Genomic DNA, 17249 nt, shown 5'->3' with positions numbered 1-17249 from the left:
ATTTTAAGATATAAAAGGTGTGATTAGTAACTACTATCACTGTGTATAATCAAATAAGCTTTAAGAAAAATAATGATTAGAACAAAAAATATCTTTCTAATAGGGCCTGTTGGTGCAGGTAAATCTACTATAGGTAAGCAATTAGCTAAAGAATTAAAACGTGAATTTATAGATTCTGATAGCGTGATAGAGGAAAAATGTGGAGTTGATATAAACTGGATATTTGATATCGAAGGTGAAGAGGGCTTCAGACAAAGAGAAAAAAGTGTTATAGCAGATATTCTAACTGAAAAGCAAAACATCGTTTTAGCAACAGGCGGTGGAGCTATTTTAGATGCTGATACTAGATCATTACTTTCTTCAAGAGGTAAGGTTGTATACTTGCAGGCAACGATAGAGCAACAGCTTGAAAGAACATCAAAAGATACTAAAAGACCTTTGTTAAGAGTAGATGATAGAGAGGGCGTACTAAAGCAACTTATGGAAGAAAGAGAGCCCCTTTATAGAAGTATAGCTGATGTTGTTGTAGAGACTAATGGAGCAACAGTAAAAAATATAGTTAGTAAAATTTCAAACTTCTTAGTCGAAGAGTCTCCTCTGTGATAACTAAACTTAATGTTCAGCCAACATCTAGCAATAATTATGAAATTATTTTAGATAGTGAGCTGAATTTTTCTTATATATCAAATTTTATAAATCAGAAGCAAGTTCTCATAGTTACTAATACAACAATAGAAAAGATTTATCTAGACAAGTTCCTAAGCTCTATAAAAGCTGAAGCAAAAGAGGTTAGTATTTGTATTTTAGATGATGGTGAAGAATTCAAGTCTCAACAGAGTTTAGATAAAATAATAAATTCTTTACTTGAAAATAACTATACTAGAAGCGCTACTATGCTTATTGCACTAGGTGGAGGAGTTATCGGGGATATAACTGGTTTTGCAGCATCTATATATCAAAGAGGAGTAGATTTTATTCAAATACCAACTACTCTTTTATCACAAGTAGATTCTTCAGTTGGTGGTAAAACAGCAATAAATCATCAATTAGGCAAAAATATGATAGGTACATTTTATCAGCCTAAATTGGTTTATACATCACCACAATTTTATAAAACTTTGCCTGAAAGAGAATATATCTCAGGAATGGCTGAAGTATCTAAATATGGCTGTATATCAGAAAGTTTTTTTAACTTCTTGTGTGAAAATATTGAGTCTATTAATAAAAAAGATCCTAAAGTTTTAATAGAGATGGTTAAAAAAAGTTGTGAGATAAAAGCACAAATTGTTGCAGTAGATGAATATGATCTTACTGGTAGAAGAGCTCTTTTAAACTTTGGTCATACGTTTGGACATGCTATCGAAAAATGCCAAAAGTACAGAGGCCTAAAGCATGGTGAAGCTGTTGGTGTTGGTATGTACATGGCTATGGATTTTTCTAGTTTCCTAGGCTTAATTAATAAAGATATTATAGAAAAAGTTTCTAAACTATTGCGAGCATTCAACATTCCTTCTGAGCTTCCAAAAGAAATAGGGCAAGAAGAATTCTATAATGCTATGTTATTAGATAAGAAAAACGATAAAGGCGAAATCAAATTTATACTTATGAGTAATATAGGCAACTTAGAAGTTATAAAAGTTGAGGAAGCTAAAGTGAAAAAGTTTCTAAGTAAATATTTTTAACAATTATTGTTTATTTTCAACTAATCTTTTTGTAGCTTTTTGAAGTTGCTCTCTATAATAGTCAAGATTTTTAGCAGATTCTTCTTTTAATGATTTTATTTGTTGTCTTAAAAAAGTTATCTGGTTTTCTAAATTTTCTTTTAAGTCAGATAGCCTTTGCTTACTTTGCTCTTGAATTAAATCTGAGTAAGATCTTGCATCTTTAGCAAGTCTTTCAGCAGTCTCTCTTCTGATACTTTCCTTTATTAAAGCTGAGTATAATTTTTTTACTTTTATTTCTTCATTATGTTCATTAAGAATAGTTGACCATTCTTCTGATACATTTTTAAACAATTCTAGTTCATCAACGTTGTTTAAAATATTTATTAAAGTTTGATTATCGCTTGCCATTATTAGTCCTTATTTAAATGTAATATTTAGGCGAAAAATATGAATTTTAGTAACTTTTTTGAAAATAAAAAGTCTTATTCCAGCAATAATACATAAATGATTAAATAATTTAAAGAATAAATCCTAAATAAAATTAAATTTACCCTCTTGGATATAGCCAATAATAGGTATAGACTTTATACGAATACATGTAAATATAGTAAATTTTAATGTTAATAAAAAGTGATAATCCAATATTCTATTCTTTAGATAAGATAAAATATTCAGCAAGAAGAGGAATGCTTGAGTTAGATATAATGCTTAAGCCTTATTTAGAAGAAAAGTATATAAAAGAATCTATTGAAGATAAAAAGCTATTTATAGAGTTTTTAACTTCCGAAGATAACGATATGTTTGATTGGCTTTTTAAAGGCGTTAAATCCCTAGATAGATTTGAATCTTTAGTAAAAAAAATAATAAAAACTAAAAAAGAATATAACGAAGTTAATTTAAGTAAATAAGATAAGTAAATAAGAGGTGTTATGAATAAACTATTAAATCATAGTGGAAAATATGAAATTTCTTCAGGGATTATGAATATCTCAAATTTTTGGCTTACTAATGAAAAAGAAGCTGTTTCAAAACTTGTTGAAAAGGCTGAAATGGATAGTATTCAAAAGGCAAAAGTAAGACAGAGAGCTTATGATTTAGTTGCAGCAGTTAGAAAGAATAGACTTAAAAAATCTGCGATAGATGCTTTTATGATTGAGTATGATTTATCTTCAGAAGAGGGTATCGTACTTATGTGTTTAGCAGAAGCTTTATTAAGAATTCCTGATACATACACTGTAGATTTACTTATTAAAGACAAACTAACTAGTGCAGCATGGAAAGAGCATGTTGGGATGGAAAAACATCTATTCGTAAATGCGGCTACTTGGAGCTTAATGCTAACAGGTAAGATACTTAGAGATAATAAGAAAAGAAGTTTTAGAAAAGTTTTTCAGTCTTTTGTTAAGAAGACTAGTGAGCCTGTAATTCGTAAAGCGATGAAACAAGCAATGAAAATCGTTGGTAAACAATATGTGCTTGGCGAAACAATTGAAGAGGCATTAAATGTATCTCAAAAGAAAGTTGAGAGAGGTTATACATATTCTTATGATATGCTTGGTGAAGCAGCAATGACTATGGAAGATGCTGACTACTATTATAGCCAATATGTTTATGCTGTTGAAAAGCTTGCAAATTATGCTAATAATCCATTAATTAAAGATAATCCTGGTATATCTGTTAAATTATCTGCACTACACCCACGATATGAAGTAGCTAAGCATGAAAGAGTTCATGAGGAGCTATATCCTAAACTATTAAATTTAACTCAATTAGCTAAAGAATATAATGTTGGCATGAATATTGATGCTGAAGAAACTGAAAGATTACAGATTTCTTTAGAATTAGTAGAAAGATTAGCTCATGAACCATCTTTAGAAGGTTTTGATGGAATTGGTATCGTAGTTCAAGCATACCAAAAGAGAGCTCCATATGTTTTAGATTACTTAGCTAATCTTGCTAAAAAAACTAATCGTAGATTTATGATTAGATTAGTTAAAGGGGCTTATTGGGATGCTGAAATAAAACATGCTCAAGAACAGGGGCTTGAAGGTTATCCGGTATTCACACGTAAATATCACACAGATGTTTCATATCAAGCTTGTGTAAAACAGTTATTTGAAAATTCAAAATATATTTATCCACAATTTGCTACTCATAATGCTCAAACAGTAGCTGTAGTATTAGAGCTAGCTGAAGGTAGTACTGATTTTGAGTTTCAGTGTTTACATGGTATGGGTGATGCTCTATATGATAATGTAGTTGGTAAAGAAGAATATAGTGGAATCCCATGTAGAATTTATGCGCCAGTTGGTGGACATAAACATTTGTTGGCATATTTAGTTAGAAGGCTTTTAGAAAATGGAGCAAATAGTTCGTTTGTAAATAGAATAGTTGATGAAGGTTTACCAATAGAAGAGCTAATAGAAGATCCTGTTAAAAAAGCTATAGATCATGGTTGTGGTCAACATCCTAGTATTCCTTATCCAAAAAATATACTTGCGCCTAGATTAAACTCAAAAGGTCATAATATAGAAGACTTTGCTCAGTTAGATAAGATGTATGCAACTATAGCTAAATATACTGATAAGAAAAACTATAAGGCTAAGTGTATTATTGAAGGTTTAAAAGTTGGCAAAGATAATATAGAAGATGTAATAAACCCTAATACTAATGAAGTAATAGGATGTGTATTAAATGCTGATTCAGAAGCAGCAATTAAAGCTTTAAAAGAGGCAAGAAGAGCATTTCCTGAATGGAATGAAACTCCTGCTGAAACTAGGGCGGAAATTTTAGAAAAGTTTGCTGATTTATTAGAAAAAGAAACTGAACAGCTTATAGCAATTGCTATGATAGAGGCTGGGAAAACTTTAGCAAATGGAATTGATGAAGTTAGGGAAGCTGTTGATTTTTGTCGTTACTATGCAGCACAAGCTCGTAGAGAATTTGGAGCACCAATAGAAATCCCTGCTTTAGCAGAACATCTAAAACAGCTTGAGCTTAGTGGAAGAGGGCCTATGGTTTGTATAAGTCCTTGGAATTTTCCATTAGCTATATTTTTAGGGCAAATTACAGCTGCTCTAGCTGCTGGTAATACAGTAGTTGCAAAACCAGCAGAGCAGACTCCTATTATTGCTTATAAAGCTATAAAGCTTTTATATAAAGCTGGGCTTCCTAAAGGAGTTGTTCAATTTGTGCCTGGAGCTGGTGAAACTGTAGGTGATGCTCTAGTAAAAAGTCCATTTACAAAAGGGGTTATTTTTACAGGATCTACAGAAGTGGCTAATATTATTCATCAAGCACTTGCTAATAAAGATGGTGAAATAGTTCCATTTATAGCAGAGACTGGTGGGCAAAATGCTATGATAGTTGATTCTTCAGCATTACCTGAGCAAGTAACAGGAGATGTTATTAGGTCAGCATTTGATAGTGCTGGTCAAAGATGCTCAGCATTAAGAGTATTATGTTTACAAGAAGAGATAGCAGATTCGTATATTAAAATGATAATTGGAGCTATGAAAGAGTTAAATGTTGGTGATTCTAAATATTTAGAGACTGATGTGGGACCAGTTATTGATAAAGAAGCTGCAGATAACTTAAATGCTTATATAGAAGAGAAAAAGAATAAATTCAAATTATTATATCAAGTTCCAGAAACTGAGCAGTCTAAAAATGGTACATATGTATTACCTGCGATGTTTGAGATTAGCAAGTTATCTGATCTTGGAAGAGAACAGTTTGGACCAGTTTTACACGTATTGAGGTTTAAAGGAAATAAACTTAAACAACTTGTTAAAGATATTAATGCTACAGGATATGGTTTAACTTGTGGAGTTCATAGTAGAATCAGTGAAGTTATGAACTATGTTAAAAATCATATTAAAGCAGGTAACACTTATGTGAATAGAAATATCGTTGGTGCTGTAGTTGGTGTTCAACCTTTTGGTGGACAAGGTAAATCTGGTACTGGTCCGAAAGCTGGCGGGCCTTACTATATGCATAGACTTGCTAATGAGAAACTTTCAGATGTTGGTGCTGTTGAACAAGTTTATAATCCTGAAAAACTAGCTGAAGATCAAAGAAATACACACAGATTTATTAAGTCTAGCTATAAAGTGACAAATATCATTGAAGATATAAGAGCTCGTCAAGGTATATCTACAGAACTATTAAGTAAAAATAATGATGTGATTGGAAGAATGTATATAGCTACTCCTGGTATGGCAGATAAAGCGATAGCAATATCTAGTAGTGCAGCTGATATTTGGAATTCAACTAATGCAGAAAAAAGAGCGGAGCTTGTTGAGAAATTTGTTAAGCTACTTGAAGAAAATAGAAATAGTATAGCTGCATGTATAGTATCAGAATCTAACGTAGATGTTGAAGATGCTCAGATACAGATTGATAAGACTCTACAGTTAGTAACTTATTATTGTCTACAAGCTAGAAATGAGTTTGCTCATCCAACACGTTTACCTGGACCTACTGGTGAAATAGATGAAATTAGTTTACAAGGTAGAGGTGTTGCTGTAAGTATTTGTTCTAGTGATGATTCATTAATTAGATTTGCTGGACAGGCCGTAGCTGCTTTACTAGCTGGTAATACAGTTGTTGCTAAACCAGCATATACTGGAAATTTAACTGCTTATAATATTGTGAAACTAATGTTAAAAGCTGGAATTGATAAGAAAGTTATGCAACTAGTTATGGGTGATTCTGAAGAGTTGACATCGGCTTTATTATTTAATAGTAAAGTTGCTTTAGTTGCTTTTTCTGGAAATATTAGAGCTGTTAAACAAGTTCAGCAAGCAATAGCTCTTAGAAGAGGGGCTATTATTCCATTTATAGCTGAAAGTGTAGCTAAAGATGGTAAGTGTACTAAGTTAGCAATAGAAACAGCTTCGCCACTTTATATGAGAAGATTTGTTGTGGAAAAAACGGTTAGTGTAGATACTACAGCTTCTGGTGGTAATGCTTCTTTAATGAGTTTGGAGGAGTAAAAAATATTGTAAACTCATATTCTTAGTGATAATTTAAAATCACGTTCTTAATTTTTTTATCAATAAATGTTAAAAGTTATCAAGCAATCACAACTAAAAATAAATATTTGTTTTTAGCATGATTTTAATTTAATTATAGGGAAAAAGTATGAGTGATAATAATGTATCTGTAAAAAAGATGTCGCTTTTTAGTGCAGTGCTTATCGGTGCGACTTGTATGGTTGGATCAGGTTGGCTATTTAGTGCACAATTAACAGCTAAAAATGCCGGAAATTGGGCCTTTTTGGCATGGATTTTAGCTGCACTATTGGTATTGATGATAGCTTTATGTCTAGGTAAAGTCGTTTCTATATATCCTGTGAGAGGTGCTATTACAAGATCTAGTGCTCTATCACATAATAGTATATTTGCTATGCCATTTGCTTTTGCAAACTGGTTTGGTATTGTTGTAGTGATTTCTTCTGAAGCATTAGCTACTACACAATATTTAGCAGGTGTTAAAAATATGGATTGGTTAATGCAAAATAATGTATTAACAACTGCAGGAACAGTTTTTGCATTGCTAGTATTAGTAGTCTATTTTTTTATTAACTTTTATGGAGTAAAAGTTTTAGCAAAAGTAAATAATGCCATTACAGTATTTAAAATGGCAGTTCCTGCGATTATTGTTGTAATATTTACAGTATATGCTTTTACACATAGTAATGAGCATGTAAGTATGTTTTCAGCAGATATCCCTAATAATGATCAATTTGGATTTACATCTGCTTTAACAGCGATTGTTGCTGGTGGTTTGATTTATACATTCAATGGTTTTCAAACAGTAGTTGCTTATGCTAGTGAAGTCAAAAATCCAGGAAGAAATATCCCATTAGCAATCATATTAGCCTTAGTGTTAGTTCTATTTTTATATATGGGACTACAATATGCATTTATGCAAGCAGTTCCTCATGAATATTTACTTAGTAAAGGTGGATGGCAAGGTTTAGATTTTGAATCACCTTTATTACAATTAGCTACATTATTAGGCCTTGGTTATATATCAATATTATTAATAATTGATAGTGTTATTAGCCCATCGGCAACAGGATATAGTTACTTAGGAGCATCTTCTAGAATGCTATATGCAATGTCTTCTGAAGGTCAAATGCCAAGATACTTTGCAAAGCTTACTCCAGTTGTTAATATTTCACGTAGATCACTTTTAGCTAACTTTATCTTAGCTGTTATTTTTTTGTTTTTCTCAGATAACTGGGCAGGATTAATGCTGGTTGTGACAGGTTTTCATATTATTGGTTATATGGCAGCTCCTGTCAGTATGGGTGCTTTAGCTCCTCGTACAAGACTTTTTGGTTTGGTTGTATTTGTGGTATTAACACTACTATTAAATACTGTTGAGATTCAAACAAATATTAATATGAGTGTTATACTTATAGTATTAATGACTATATATGGAAGTATAGAGTTTAGAAGAATTGGTTTTAAAAAACTTCTACCATTAGTTTTACCATTTATTATCTTTATTTGTATCTGTTCACCAATGAATAATTATCTTGTAGAAGGTATTGTTGGTGCTATATTCTATTGGTTTGTTACTGATAAGCGTTATATAGCGTTCTGTAAAGAAACAGCAAATGAGAAAAATATTATCGTTGATTAATCTTTATTATCTATAGTTATTAAGAGTTTATCTAATTATAATAATTCATAATATTATCAATTTGTTTTAGCAATGAAAAATGCAAAATGGATTTTAGTAATTCTCTGCTTAGGCTATTTTATAGATTTTTATGACCTTACAGTTATAAGTGTTTCATATGTGGATTTGTTTAAAGAACAATTTTTAATGACAAACACTACAGAAATACAGCAAACATATTATCTAGTTAGTAATATTCAGATGGCAGGAATTTTAGCAGGAGCTTTACTATTTGGTTCTTTAGCAGATAAGTTTGGTAGGATAACTGTTATTAAATATAGTATTTTGCTTTATTCTATGACTACTCTTTTATCAGTGGTGGCAACTAATTTTGAGTTTTTCTTAGCACTTAGATTTTTAGCATATTTAGGCTTGGCTAGTGAGTTTGGTGTTTCAACTGTGCTTATAGTAGAGTTTTTTCCTAGAAAATTTGCAGCATGGGGAATGAGTTTTCTTTATATTTTAGGAGTGCTAGGTGGAGTCACAGCTACTTTTGTGGGAGTATTGTCATGGAAGTTGATGTTTGTAGTAGGTGGATTAGCTGGGCTACTTATCTATGTTTTTAGGAACTCATTAGAAGAATCACCAGAATTTATAAAACTATATAATACTGCGAAGACTGGAAAAGCAGGAAGTCTAATTACTTTATTAAAAAAACATAGTAAATCACTTTTTATGAATTTTCTGATAACAATTCCATATTTTTTTACTATTACAGTAATGTTTGCAATGATAAAGTTCATTTCTGCAGAGGAAACATTTGGAATATCAGTTAAACTATTTTTATTTGGTTTTTTTATAGGAAATATTATTAGTTGTATTATAAGTGGTTTTTATAATCAGTATTTTCGTTCACCAAATTTGTTTTTTATATTAAATTTGATTATTTTTATAATAGCTATATTTAGTTATCCATATATTTCAGAGAAGTGTTTATTAATTTATGGAATCATAATTGGGTTTATTGGTGGCGGCTATAATATTACTTGGGCACAATATGCAGCTACAGAGTTTCCAACAGAAGTAAGGGCTATAGGCACTAATTCTATTTATGCTTTAGGTAGAACGAGTAGTATAGGCTTTGGAATTTTATTTGCTTACTTTATTGTTGATGAATCTAGATTTAGAGTAGGTTTATATTCTATGACTGTGGCGATTTTTATAATGGTTATGTTAATTGTTTTATTTTATAAAAGAGAAAGAATTTTAGAGAAATAGGTTATGTCTAAAAAAATATTATTTGGTATATCTGGTAGTGTTTCAGCATTTAAAGCTATTACATTAATTAGACTTTTTATTAAGTCAAACTATCAATGTAAAGCGATAGTGACTAAAGGTGGTTTAGACTTTATAAAGCCAGAACTGCTAGTAGCATTAGGATGTGAGACATATACTGATGAGGCTCTTAATATGTCTAATTATGATGAAGCTATGAGTCATATTAATCTCTCAAGATGGGCAGATAAAATAATTATTGTTCCGGCTTCTGCAAATCTAATTGCAAGAGTGGCTAATGGAATAGCCGATGATTTACTTTCACAAATGCTTCTAGCTTGTAAAGATTTTTCAAAAGTTTATATAGCTCCTGCTATGAATGTGAATATGTGGAATAATCCTTTTACAAAAGAGAACATGGAGAAACTAAAATCTGTGGGCTATAACATTATTGAGCCAGATAGTGGGCTGCAAGCATGTGGTGATATTGGTGGTGGTAGATTGCCTGAAGCCGAAGACCTTTATCAGTTATTAGCGACTAAGCAAGATTTATTAGATAAAAAAGTTTTAATTACAGTAGGTGCAACAGTTGAGAATATTGATGGAGTTAGATACTTATCAAATTATAGCTCTGGAAAAATGGGATTAGCTTTAGTTAACGAACTACTATTAAGAGGAGCTAGTGTTACTGTCCTAAAGGCTAAGACAGATGTTGATTTTGATATTGATAATAAAAATTTAAAAATAATAGATACTAAAAGAGCAGAAGAAATGAATAAGGCTATGCTTTCTGAGACATCATTAAATGACATATTTATAGCTTGTGCAGCTGTGGCTGATTATAAGATAAAAAATAAGTTTGAGCATAAAATAAAAAAAACAGATGATTCACTTACATTAGAGTTTATAAAAAACCCTGATGTGTTGCTAAATTGTAAAAAGAATTTCCCAGAGGTTTTTGCAGTTGGATTTGCTGCAGAATCACAGAATTTAGAAGAATATGCTTTAGCTAAGTTACAAAAGAAAAATTTAGATATGATAGTGGCTAATGATATATCTGTATTAGGAAAAGATAATAGCAGTGTAATTATTATTTCTAAAAGTGGCAATAAGATAAAGTTTGAGAATATGTCAAAACAAGAGATTGCTAAAAGTATTATAGATGCTGTAAAAGAAAATTATATTTAGAGGTTGCTATGAATATAAAGAAAGTTGTAACTAAGGATAAAAGAGAGATCGAAGTAGTAACATTAAAAAACAATAATGTGGAATTAGTTTTACTAGATGTTGGAGCAACTATTTATTCATTAAAGACAAAAGATAAAGAGGGCAAATTAGAAAATATAGTTCTTAATTATCAAGATTTGGATAGGTATTTTGGTAATGAGTCTTACTTTGGCACTACTGTAGGCAGAATTGCTGGACGTATTCCAAATGGGGTGATTAAGCTAAATGGTAAGTCTTATAATATTAAGAAAAAAAGAGAATCTGATATCAATGTATTACATAGTGGGAAAGGTGGTATTAGCTTTAAAAAATTTGAGATTGAAGTTTTAAGTGACACAAAAGTTAAATTCTCTCTATTACAAAAAAGTGAAGATGATGGTTTTCCTGCTAATGTGAATATAGAAGTGATTTATGAGTTAAAAGATAATGAGGTTGTTATTGAGTATCATGCTATAGCAAATCAAGACAGTGTATTAAATTTAACAAACCATAGTTATTTTAATCTCTCAGGAAATATTAAAAGAACAATCATAGATAACTATCTGAAGATGCCTATAAAGAAATATTTCAGGACCGATGAGAAGCAATTAGCTGTTGCCTTAGAGGATGTTCCTTCAGATATGGATTTTACAAAGCTTACTAAGATATCAGATAAAATAGAGAATGATTTCTATCAAAACAATGTAGAGAAAGGCATAGATCATATTCTGCTTGTAGATGTTAATGACAAAACAGTTCTAGAAGATGAAATTAGCGGGCGGAAGTTAGTGGTGACCAGCTCTTATCCTGTAATGGTGGTTTATACTACTAATTATCCGGATGGTTCAATATTGGAGAATGGTCAGCAGGTGAGAAAATATGGTGGTATATGTTTTGAGTCTCAATATGCACCATTGTTAGATACTGATAGTTATGACAATAGTTTATCTAAACTTAAAAAAGGTGATAAGTTTAATAATTTTATTAAGTTATCCTTTTGATATTTGTTTATATTTCTCTAAAGCCTTTTCTCTACTAGTTTTTAAATCAACTATTGGATAAGGATATGTTTCACCCAATTGAATATTTGCTTTTTCTAGTATTTCTGGCTTGGCAGTCCATGGCTCAGCTAAGTATTTATTAGAAAGCTTGGAAATTTCGGGAATATATTTTCGAATATAGTCTCCTTTTGAGTCAAACTTTTGTGCCTGAAGTGCTGGATTAAATATTCTAAAATATGGTGCGGCATCCATTCCACACCCAGCAACCCATTGCCAGCTAGCACAGTTATTAGCGATATCAGCATCAAAAAGGCAATCAAAAAACCATTGTTCTCCATATTTCCAATGAATTAAGCAGTTTTTAACTAAGAATGAAGCAACTATCATACGTACACGATTATGTATATATCCTGTTTGCCAAAGCTCTCTCATACCAGCATCAACTATAGGGATGCCTGTTTGTCCTTCTTGCCAGCTCTTCAAAAGTTTAGGATTATTATTCCATTCAAAATTATCAAATTTTTCATTAATGTTTTTAGTGTCAAAATCTGGGTAGTAGTACATCAGATAATATGAAAAATCACGCCAAGCTAATTCACGGATAAAGTGTTCATGATTTGATGAAACATTATTTTGATATATAGCATTAAAAATTTGGTTAGGAGAAATTTCTCCAAAATGCAAGTGAGGTGATAGTTTTGAGGTACTATCAAAACTTGGGTAATCACGAGCTTCCTTATAGTCTTTTATTTTATCTTCAATAAATTCTTCTAGTTTTAATTGAGCAGCTTTTTCACCAACTTCCCAAAAGTTTATAATTCTTTGCCAAGAGTGTTGTGGTTTAGTTAGGTCTAAGTTCTCTAAAGGCGATGAGTTCTCAAGTTTTATAAGGTTGGTTATACTAGCTTTAGGTAAATTTGATACATAAGGTTTTATTTGAATTAGTTTCTTGTAAAAAAAAGTGAAGACTTTATAGTGAGTATCATCATCTTTTAGGCATTGCCATGGCTCAAGGAGTAAGCTTCCATTGAATGTTTTTACATTAATATCATTATTCTGTAAAAGCTTTTTAATCTCACTATCTCTTTTGATACTGTACTTATCATAGCAGCGGTTCCAGTATACATTTGTAATATTATTTTCTTTGGTTAGCTTTTCTATAATATCTATAGGAGAGCCCTTGTAGATATTTAGTTTATTGTTTAGAGATTTATCAAGCTTTTTTAAAGATTCTGAAAGCCAAAGTTTACTAGCAGAGCCAATAGGGTATTTTTCATCATGTATATAGATAGCTATAGTTTTATCTGATTTTACAGCTTCATATAACGCTCGATTGTCGGTGAGTCTTAAATCTTGTTTAAACCAATATAATGATATTTCAGACATTTAACCCTCTACTAGTATAATATTTTTTAGCATTTCTAAATGAGCTTCTGAATCATTTAGGCAAGGTACAAGGCTAAAGTTTTTACCGCCATTATCTTTGAAAACCTCTTTCTCACGAATTGCTAATTCTTCTAATGTTTCTAAACAATCTGTTGCAAACCCTGGGGCTACGATGACAATATTTTTTCCAGATTTTGCATATTCAATAAGTTTATCTGTAGTATATGGTTCTAGCCATTTTTTAGGTCCAAATCTTGATTGGAATGAAAGTTCAAATTCGGTGCCGGTAAGTTTATCTTGTAAGCTTTCTTTAACTAAGCGATATGTCTTATGGCAATGGCAATAGTATGGATCTCCAGCATCAAAGTATTCTTTAGGGATGCCATGGAAAGAAAAGAGTATTACATCTGCTTTAAAATCAATTTGCTGCAAGTGTTCGAGTATTTGTGATTTAACAGCTTCTATATGGTGGTCATTATCATAATAAGGTTTTATTCCTTTAATATTAGGTTGCCATCTTAGGTTAGATAGGCATTTGTATACTTCATCATAAACGCTTGCTGTTGTGGAACCAGAGTATTGAGGATATAAAGGTAGGATAGTTATATCTGTAGCTCCTTGCGATTGTAGGTATTTTATTTTGCTATTAATAGACGGATTTCCATATCGCATAGCAAAATCTACTATGTAGCCATCTAAATTATCATTTAGTTTTTTGGCTAAGCTTTCTGTATAAAGAAGTAGGGGAGACTTATTAGAATCTTGATTCCAAATTTTTTTATAAAGTTTAGCTGTTCTTTTAGAGCGTATAGGTAAGATTATAAGATTTAGTATAAACCACCATAGTATAGGATTTGCCTCAACAACTCGCTTATCACTTAGAAACTGCTTTAAATATTTTCTAATATCTTTAATATCAAAAGAGTCAGGAGTTCCTAGATTTACTAGAAGAATAGCTTTTTTATTATATTTCGAATTATATTCTTTCATTTTTAATAGAGTTAATTCTTATCAAAACTATTTTAGCAAATATTAACTGAGCTTCTAAGCTGAAAAGTGTTTTTTAGCTTTAAAACAATATATAATTTTTTTGAAGGGATGTCCCAGAATTAAATTTTAACGAGGTATATATGAAAAAAGTAGTTCTTTTAACATTTGGATTGTTGTCATTTGCAACAACTTCATTTGGATATATGAATATGGCACAACAAAACCCATATGCAATGTACTATGGCCCTGAAGTAGAACAAGAAAGAGCTCAAGGGGCTGCATATGTTCCACCAGATAGAGAGTTCATCAACTCTAGATATGGCGAGTATATTGATAATAAGCAAGTAGAGTTCCAACCAGGTGATGATGCTAATAGACTATTTTGGTCTTATAGCCAGCCATAGTATTTTAATGAAAGGAGTTTGAGATGTTAAGAAAAAGTATAGCTTTTACAGTTTTAAGTTTACTATTCGGATTTGCAGTAGCTTGTTCAAATGAAAATGGTAAACGTTTAAATTTTAACTTAGATATAAAAGTTAATGGTGATAAGAAAGAGCTTTATCTTCAAAAATATAAAGAAATAGAAGATTATGTTAAAGAATTTAATGATAAGAATGGTACTCACTATCAAATTAATAGCGTAGATTTTTCTAAATCTTATCAATATGAAAATGTTGAGACAGCGATGGTGTCTTTAATAGAGCCTTCTGCGAATGCTGGAGATAAAGATAAATGTAAGTGTCATCATCATAATAAAGATTCAAATTAAAATTCTTCTAAATGCTTAAAACTTTAGCTATAAATAATTATAGATCATTATTTGATTTAGTTATTCCCTTAAATAGACTTAATATAATCACAGGGGCAAATGCTAGTGGTAAGTCAAATCTATATAAAGCTTTAAGGCTTTTGGCAGAAACTGCTCAAGGCGGAGTAACTCATTCTTTGGCAAAAGAGGGTGGCTTAAATACTACTTTTTGGGCGGGTCCTGAAAAAATATCTAAGCAGATGTTAAAGAGAGAAATTCCTGTGCAGGGTGGGCCAAGGCAAAAAGTTCCTAGACTACGTTTAGGCTTTGCAGATGAAGTTTTTGGGTATTCAATATCTTTAGGATATCCAGAACCACCTACAGCTTCCGCGTTTTCACTTGACCCAGAGATAAAAAGAGAAACAATCTGGGCAGGCGATGTATATAAAATACCATCAGCTCTAGTAGATAGAGTTGGTCCTTCAGTTAAAATTAGAGATGGTCACCAGTGGGAAGTTATTGAGCAATATAACCCCGCATTTGAAAGTATTTTTACGCAAGCGATGTATATTGATAAGACTCCAGAAGTTATACAGTTACGAGAAAAGATAAAAGGCTGGAGGTTTTATGATCATTTTAGAAGTGATAAAGATGCTCCTGCAAGATTACCTCAATTAGGTACGCGTACACCTATTTTAAGTCAAGATGGTCACGATCTAGCAGCAGCTCTACAAACTATTATAGAAATAGGAGATAGTCAAGCATTAGATGAGGCGATAGAGGATGCTTTTCCTGGAAGTAGATTAGATATTAAGAAATATGAAAATGGGCATTTTATAGTTGAATTGTATCAAGAAGGACTTTTAAGGCCGCTATCAGCTTCTGAACTTTCAGATGGAACTTTGCGTTATTTATTATGGACTGCTGCACTTTTAACACCTAGACCACCAGAGCTAATGGTTTTAAATGAGCCAGAAACTAGTTTGCATCCAGATTTGTTACCAGCATTAGCGAGGCTTATTATCAAAGCTTCTGAGAAAACTCAAGTATGGGTGGTTTCTCATGCAAATATATTAGTATCAGCTTTAAAAGAAGCTCCAGATAGTAATCTAATTCAACTTGAGAAAGAGTTAGGTCAAACAAAAGTACTAGGTCAAGGTTTACTTGATAAGCCAAATTGGCATTGGCCAGATGCTACATAATTAATTATAAACTAATAACTTTTCTAACTTCTTCAGCTGTTGGATATTTATAATTTATAAATTGTTCTAGAGGTACTTCACCGGAGTGAATCAAGTTTTGAGCATTTTGTAATACTAATGGAGAGTTTATTTTCTCAAAATTTATATCATTCAACTTAACCCAGAATGCACTTGGCACCGTAGCAGATTCAAAATAATATACTAAGTTTTTATGGTCTGAAACAGTTCTATATATAGTTGAAGAAAGATTTGGTTTATCTGGATCATAAATTCCTAGAGGTACACCAACAGCTCTGATTACACCAAACATACTTGCTAGTGCTTGCCTGTGATATAACTGACCTGGAACAAGAGTGATATAGTTTGGAGCTATAGTCTTTGGAATAGCATTTAAGAAGAATGAAGCTCTAACAAATCTATCTGCTGCAGAGATAGAGCCAGGTAAAAAAGTTGTTCCACTGATGTTTTTCCAGTAACGACATAATGCTAATTGCTCATCATATTTAGGAGAGTTTGTCATCACTGTGTATTCTCGGCTATGATGTATACAAAGCTTTCCATTAATGTATTCAAAAATTGCAGAATCTCCAGAAGTATCAGATAGTGATAAATGCCCGTTTCCAACTTTGCCATTAGGAAGAGAGCCAGTAATTATATTAATTTTATTCGATTGAAAGAAGTTCACAGCTTCAGCAACTGTAGCAAATAAATCTAATGAAAGCTGTAGCCATTGAATGATATTTAGATCTTTAGCTTTAGAGTCATATCCATATTCTGACTCTACTAAATAGAGTAAATTTGCAACTAAGCCTTTTTCATTCATACCATCAGCAGAGCCAATATTATAAATAAAAGTACTAACGCTACCATATTTACTAGTCCATGAAATAGGGTTTTCACCTAAGCTACTGGTATATTTAGTATTGGGTGGCAAGATAACAAGACTAGTATTCATATCATCAATCCAGTCCATACTTCTAGCTGTGATTACTAAATCTTCTGATCCTTGGTATAAAACTCTTGTGCACATATTAAACTACTTAAGACAAAGTGATTTTATTTAATTATAGATTATTTTAGATAACTTATACTTAAAAATAATAACTAACTTAATCTAGCCGTTAATTGCTATATCTAGTAT

Annotated in this window: 15 protein-coding genes; 11 read left to right on the top strand and 4 right to left on the bottom strand. The window is 31.4% G+C overall.

What is annotated here, in order from left to right:
• Positions 1–72 precede the first annotated feature (72 nt).
• Both aroK and aroB read left to right on the top strand, forming a co-directional pair.
• On the top strand, positions 73–603 hold the full coding sequence (gene aroK / locus KX01_RS07850) for a shikimate kinase AroK (protein WP_071664462.1): 531 nt from the start codon (positions 73–75) through the stop codon (positions 601–603).
• The gene (gene aroB, locus KX01_RS07845; protein WP_071664461.1) at positions 600–1682 is read left to right on the top strand and encodes a 3-dehydroquinate synthase; all 1083 of its coding nucleotides are present in this window, start codon (positions 600–602) and stop codon (positions 1680–1682) included. Before aroK ends, aroB begins: the two co-directional genes overlap by 4 nt.
• 3 nt (positions 1683–1685) lie before the next feature.
• Here the strand turns inward: aroB and KX01_RS07840 are convergent, their stop codons facing one another.
• The gene (locus KX01_RS07840) at positions 1686–2072 is read right to left on the bottom strand and encodes a kinesin (protein ID WP_071664460.1); all 387 of its coding nucleotides are present in this window, start codon (positions 2070–2072) and stop codon (positions 1686–1688) included.
• Positions 2073–2281: 209 nt separating this feature from the next.
• Between KX01_RS07840 and KX01_RS07835 the strand changes: the two genes are divergently transcribed.
• The 6 genes from KX01_RS07835 to KX01_RS07810 all read left to right on the top strand — a co-directional run bounded on the left by KX01_RS07835 (position 2282) and on the right by KX01_RS07810 (position 11782).
• Positions 2282–2572, top strand: coding sequence for an FAD assembly factor SdhE (locus KX01_RS07835; protein WP_071664459.1), 291 nt, complete (start codon positions 2282–2284; stop codon positions 2570–2572).
• Between the two features lie 21 nt (positions 2573–2593).
• On the top strand, positions 2594–6661 hold the full coding sequence (gene putA / locus KX01_RS07830) for a bifunctional proline dehydrogenase/L-glutamate gamma-semialdehyde dehydrogenase PutA (protein WP_071664458.1): 4068 nt from the start codon (positions 2594–2596) through the stop codon (positions 6659–6661).
• A 148-nt stretch (positions 6662–6809) separates the two neighbouring features.
• Positions 6810–8321, top strand: coding sequence for an APC family permease (locus tag KX01_RS07825; protein WP_071664457.1), 1512 nt, complete (start codon positions 6810–6812; stop codon positions 8319–8321).
• Positions 8322–8393: 72 nt separating this feature from the next.
• The gene (locus KX01_RS07820; protein ID WP_071664456.1) at positions 8394–9578 is read left to right on the top strand and encodes an MFS transporter; all 1185 of its coding nucleotides are present in this window, start codon (positions 8394–8396) and stop codon (positions 9576–9578) included.
• Between the two features lie 3 nt (positions 9579–9581).
• Complete coding sequence (gene coaBC / locus KX01_RS07815) at positions 9582–10763, top strand: bifunctional phosphopantothenoylcysteine decarboxylase/phosphopantothenate--cysteine ligase CoaBC (RefSeq protein ID WP_071664455.1); 1182 nt, start codon at positions 9582–9584, stop codon at positions 10761–10763.
• An 8-nt stretch (positions 10764–10771) separates the two neighbouring features.
• Positions 10772–11782, top strand: coding sequence for an aldose epimerase family protein (locus KX01_RS07810; RefSeq protein WP_083578919.1), 1011 nt, complete (start codon positions 10772–10774; stop codon positions 11780–11782).
• On the opposite strand, the gene KX01_RS07805 is transcribed toward KX01_RS07810, so the two are convergent.
• Complete coding sequence (locus KX01_RS07805) at positions 11771–13168, bottom strand: cryptochrome/photolyase family protein (RefSeq protein ID WP_071664454.1); 1398 nt, start codon at positions 13166–13168, stop codon at positions 11771–11773. The genes KX01_RS07810 and KX01_RS07805 overlap by 12 nt on opposite strands.
• Positions 13169–14158: a ferrochelatase gene (gene hemH / locus KX01_RS07800; RefSeq protein WP_071664453.1), complete on the bottom strand. Its 990-nt coding sequence runs from the start codon at positions 14156–14158 to the stop codon at positions 13169–13171.
• Positions 14159–14298: 140 nt separating this feature from the next.
• Between hemH and KX01_RS07795 the strand changes: the two genes are divergently transcribed.
• The 3 genes from KX01_RS07795 to KX01_RS07785 are packed head-to-tail and all read left to right on the top strand — an operon-like array spanning position 14299 to position 16108.
• Entirely contained in the window at positions 14299–14562 is a 264-nt protein-coding gene (locus KX01_RS07795; RefSeq protein ID WP_071664452.1) for a hypothetical protein, read from the top strand.
• A 23-nt stretch (positions 14563–14585) separates the two neighbouring features.
• Positions 14586–14927: a hypothetical protein gene (locus KX01_RS07790; RefSeq protein WP_071664451.1), complete on the top strand. Its 342-nt coding sequence runs from the start codon at positions 14586–14588 to the stop codon at positions 14925–14927.
• 11 nt (positions 14928–14938) lie between these two features.
• Positions 14939–16108, top strand: a complete 1170-nt coding sequence (locus tag KX01_RS07785) for an AAA family ATPase (RefSeq protein WP_071664450.1) — start codon at positions 14939–14941, stop codon at positions 16106–16108.
• 4 nt (positions 16109–16112) lie between these two features.
• Here the strand turns inward: KX01_RS07785 and KX01_RS07780 are convergent, their stop codons facing one another.
• A complete protein-coding gene (locus KX01_RS07780; protein ID WP_071664449.1) occupies positions 16113–17138 on the bottom strand; it encodes a linear amide C-N hydrolase in 1026 nt (341 codons plus the stop codon).
• Positions 17139–17249 lie beyond the last annotated feature (111 nt).

The sequence above is a fragment of the Francisella frigiditurris genome (assembly GCF_001880225.1).
Lineage (GTDB): Bacteria > Pseudomonadota > Gammaproteobacteria > Francisellales > Francisellaceae > Francisella > Francisella frigiditurris.
This window is presented reverse-complemented; position numbering and strand designations above follow the sequence as displayed.

Bases quoted from the DNA above. Each gene is read 5' to 3' on its own strand.
- KX01_RS07805 (WP_071664454.1), bottom strand. From the start codon at position 13,168: ATGTCTGAAATATCATTATATTGGTTTAAACAAGATTTAAGACTCACC.
- hemH (WP_071664453.1), bottom strand. From the start codon at position 14,158: ATGAAAGAATATAATTCGAAATATAATAAAAAAGCTATTCTTCTAGTA.
- putA (WP_071664458.1), top strand. From the start codon at position 2,594: ATGAATAAACTATTAAATCATAGTGGAAAATATGAAATTTCTTCAGGG.
- KX01_RS07825 (WP_071664457.1), top strand. From the start codon at position 6,810: ATGAGTGATAATAATGTATCTGTAAAAAAGATGTCGCTTTTTAGTGCA.
- KX01_RS07795 (WP_071664452.1), top strand. From the start codon at position 14,299: ATGAAAAAAGTAGTTCTTTTAACATTTGGATTGTTGTCATTTGCAACA.
- KX01_RS07790 (WP_071664451.1), top strand. From the start codon at position 14,586: ATGTTAAGAAAAAGTATAGCTTTTACAGTTTTAAGTTTACTATTCGGA.
- coaBC (WP_071664455.1), top strand. From the start codon at position 9,582: ATGTCTAAAAAAATATTATTTGGTATATCTGGTAGTGTTTCAGCATTT.
- KX01_RS07785 (WP_071664450.1), top strand. From the start codon at position 14,939: ATGCTTAAAACTTTAGCTATAAATAATTATAGATCATTATTTGATTTA.
- KX01_RS07840 (WP_071664460.1), bottom strand. From the start codon at position 2,072: ATGGCAAGCGATAATCAAACTTTAATAAATATTTTAAACAACGTTGAT.
- KX01_RS07810 (WP_083578919.1), top strand. From the start codon at position 10,772: ATGAATATAAAGAAAGTTGTAACTAAGGATAAAAGAGAGATCGAAGTA.
- KX01_RS07820 (WP_071664456.1), top strand. From the start codon at position 8,394: ATGAAAAATGCAAAATGGATTTTAGTAATTCTCTGCTTAGGCTATTTT.
- KX01_RS07835 (WP_071664459.1), top strand. From the start codon at position 2,282: ATGTTAATAAAAAGTGATAATCCAATATTCTATTCTTTAGATAAGATA.
- aroK (WP_071664462.1), top strand. From the start codon at position 73: ATGATTAGAACAAAAAATATCTTTCTAATAGGGCCTGTTGGTGCAGGT.
- KX01_RS07780 (WP_071664449.1), bottom strand. From the start codon at position 17,138: ATGTGCACAAGAGTTTTATACCAAGGATCAGAAGATTTAGTAATCACA.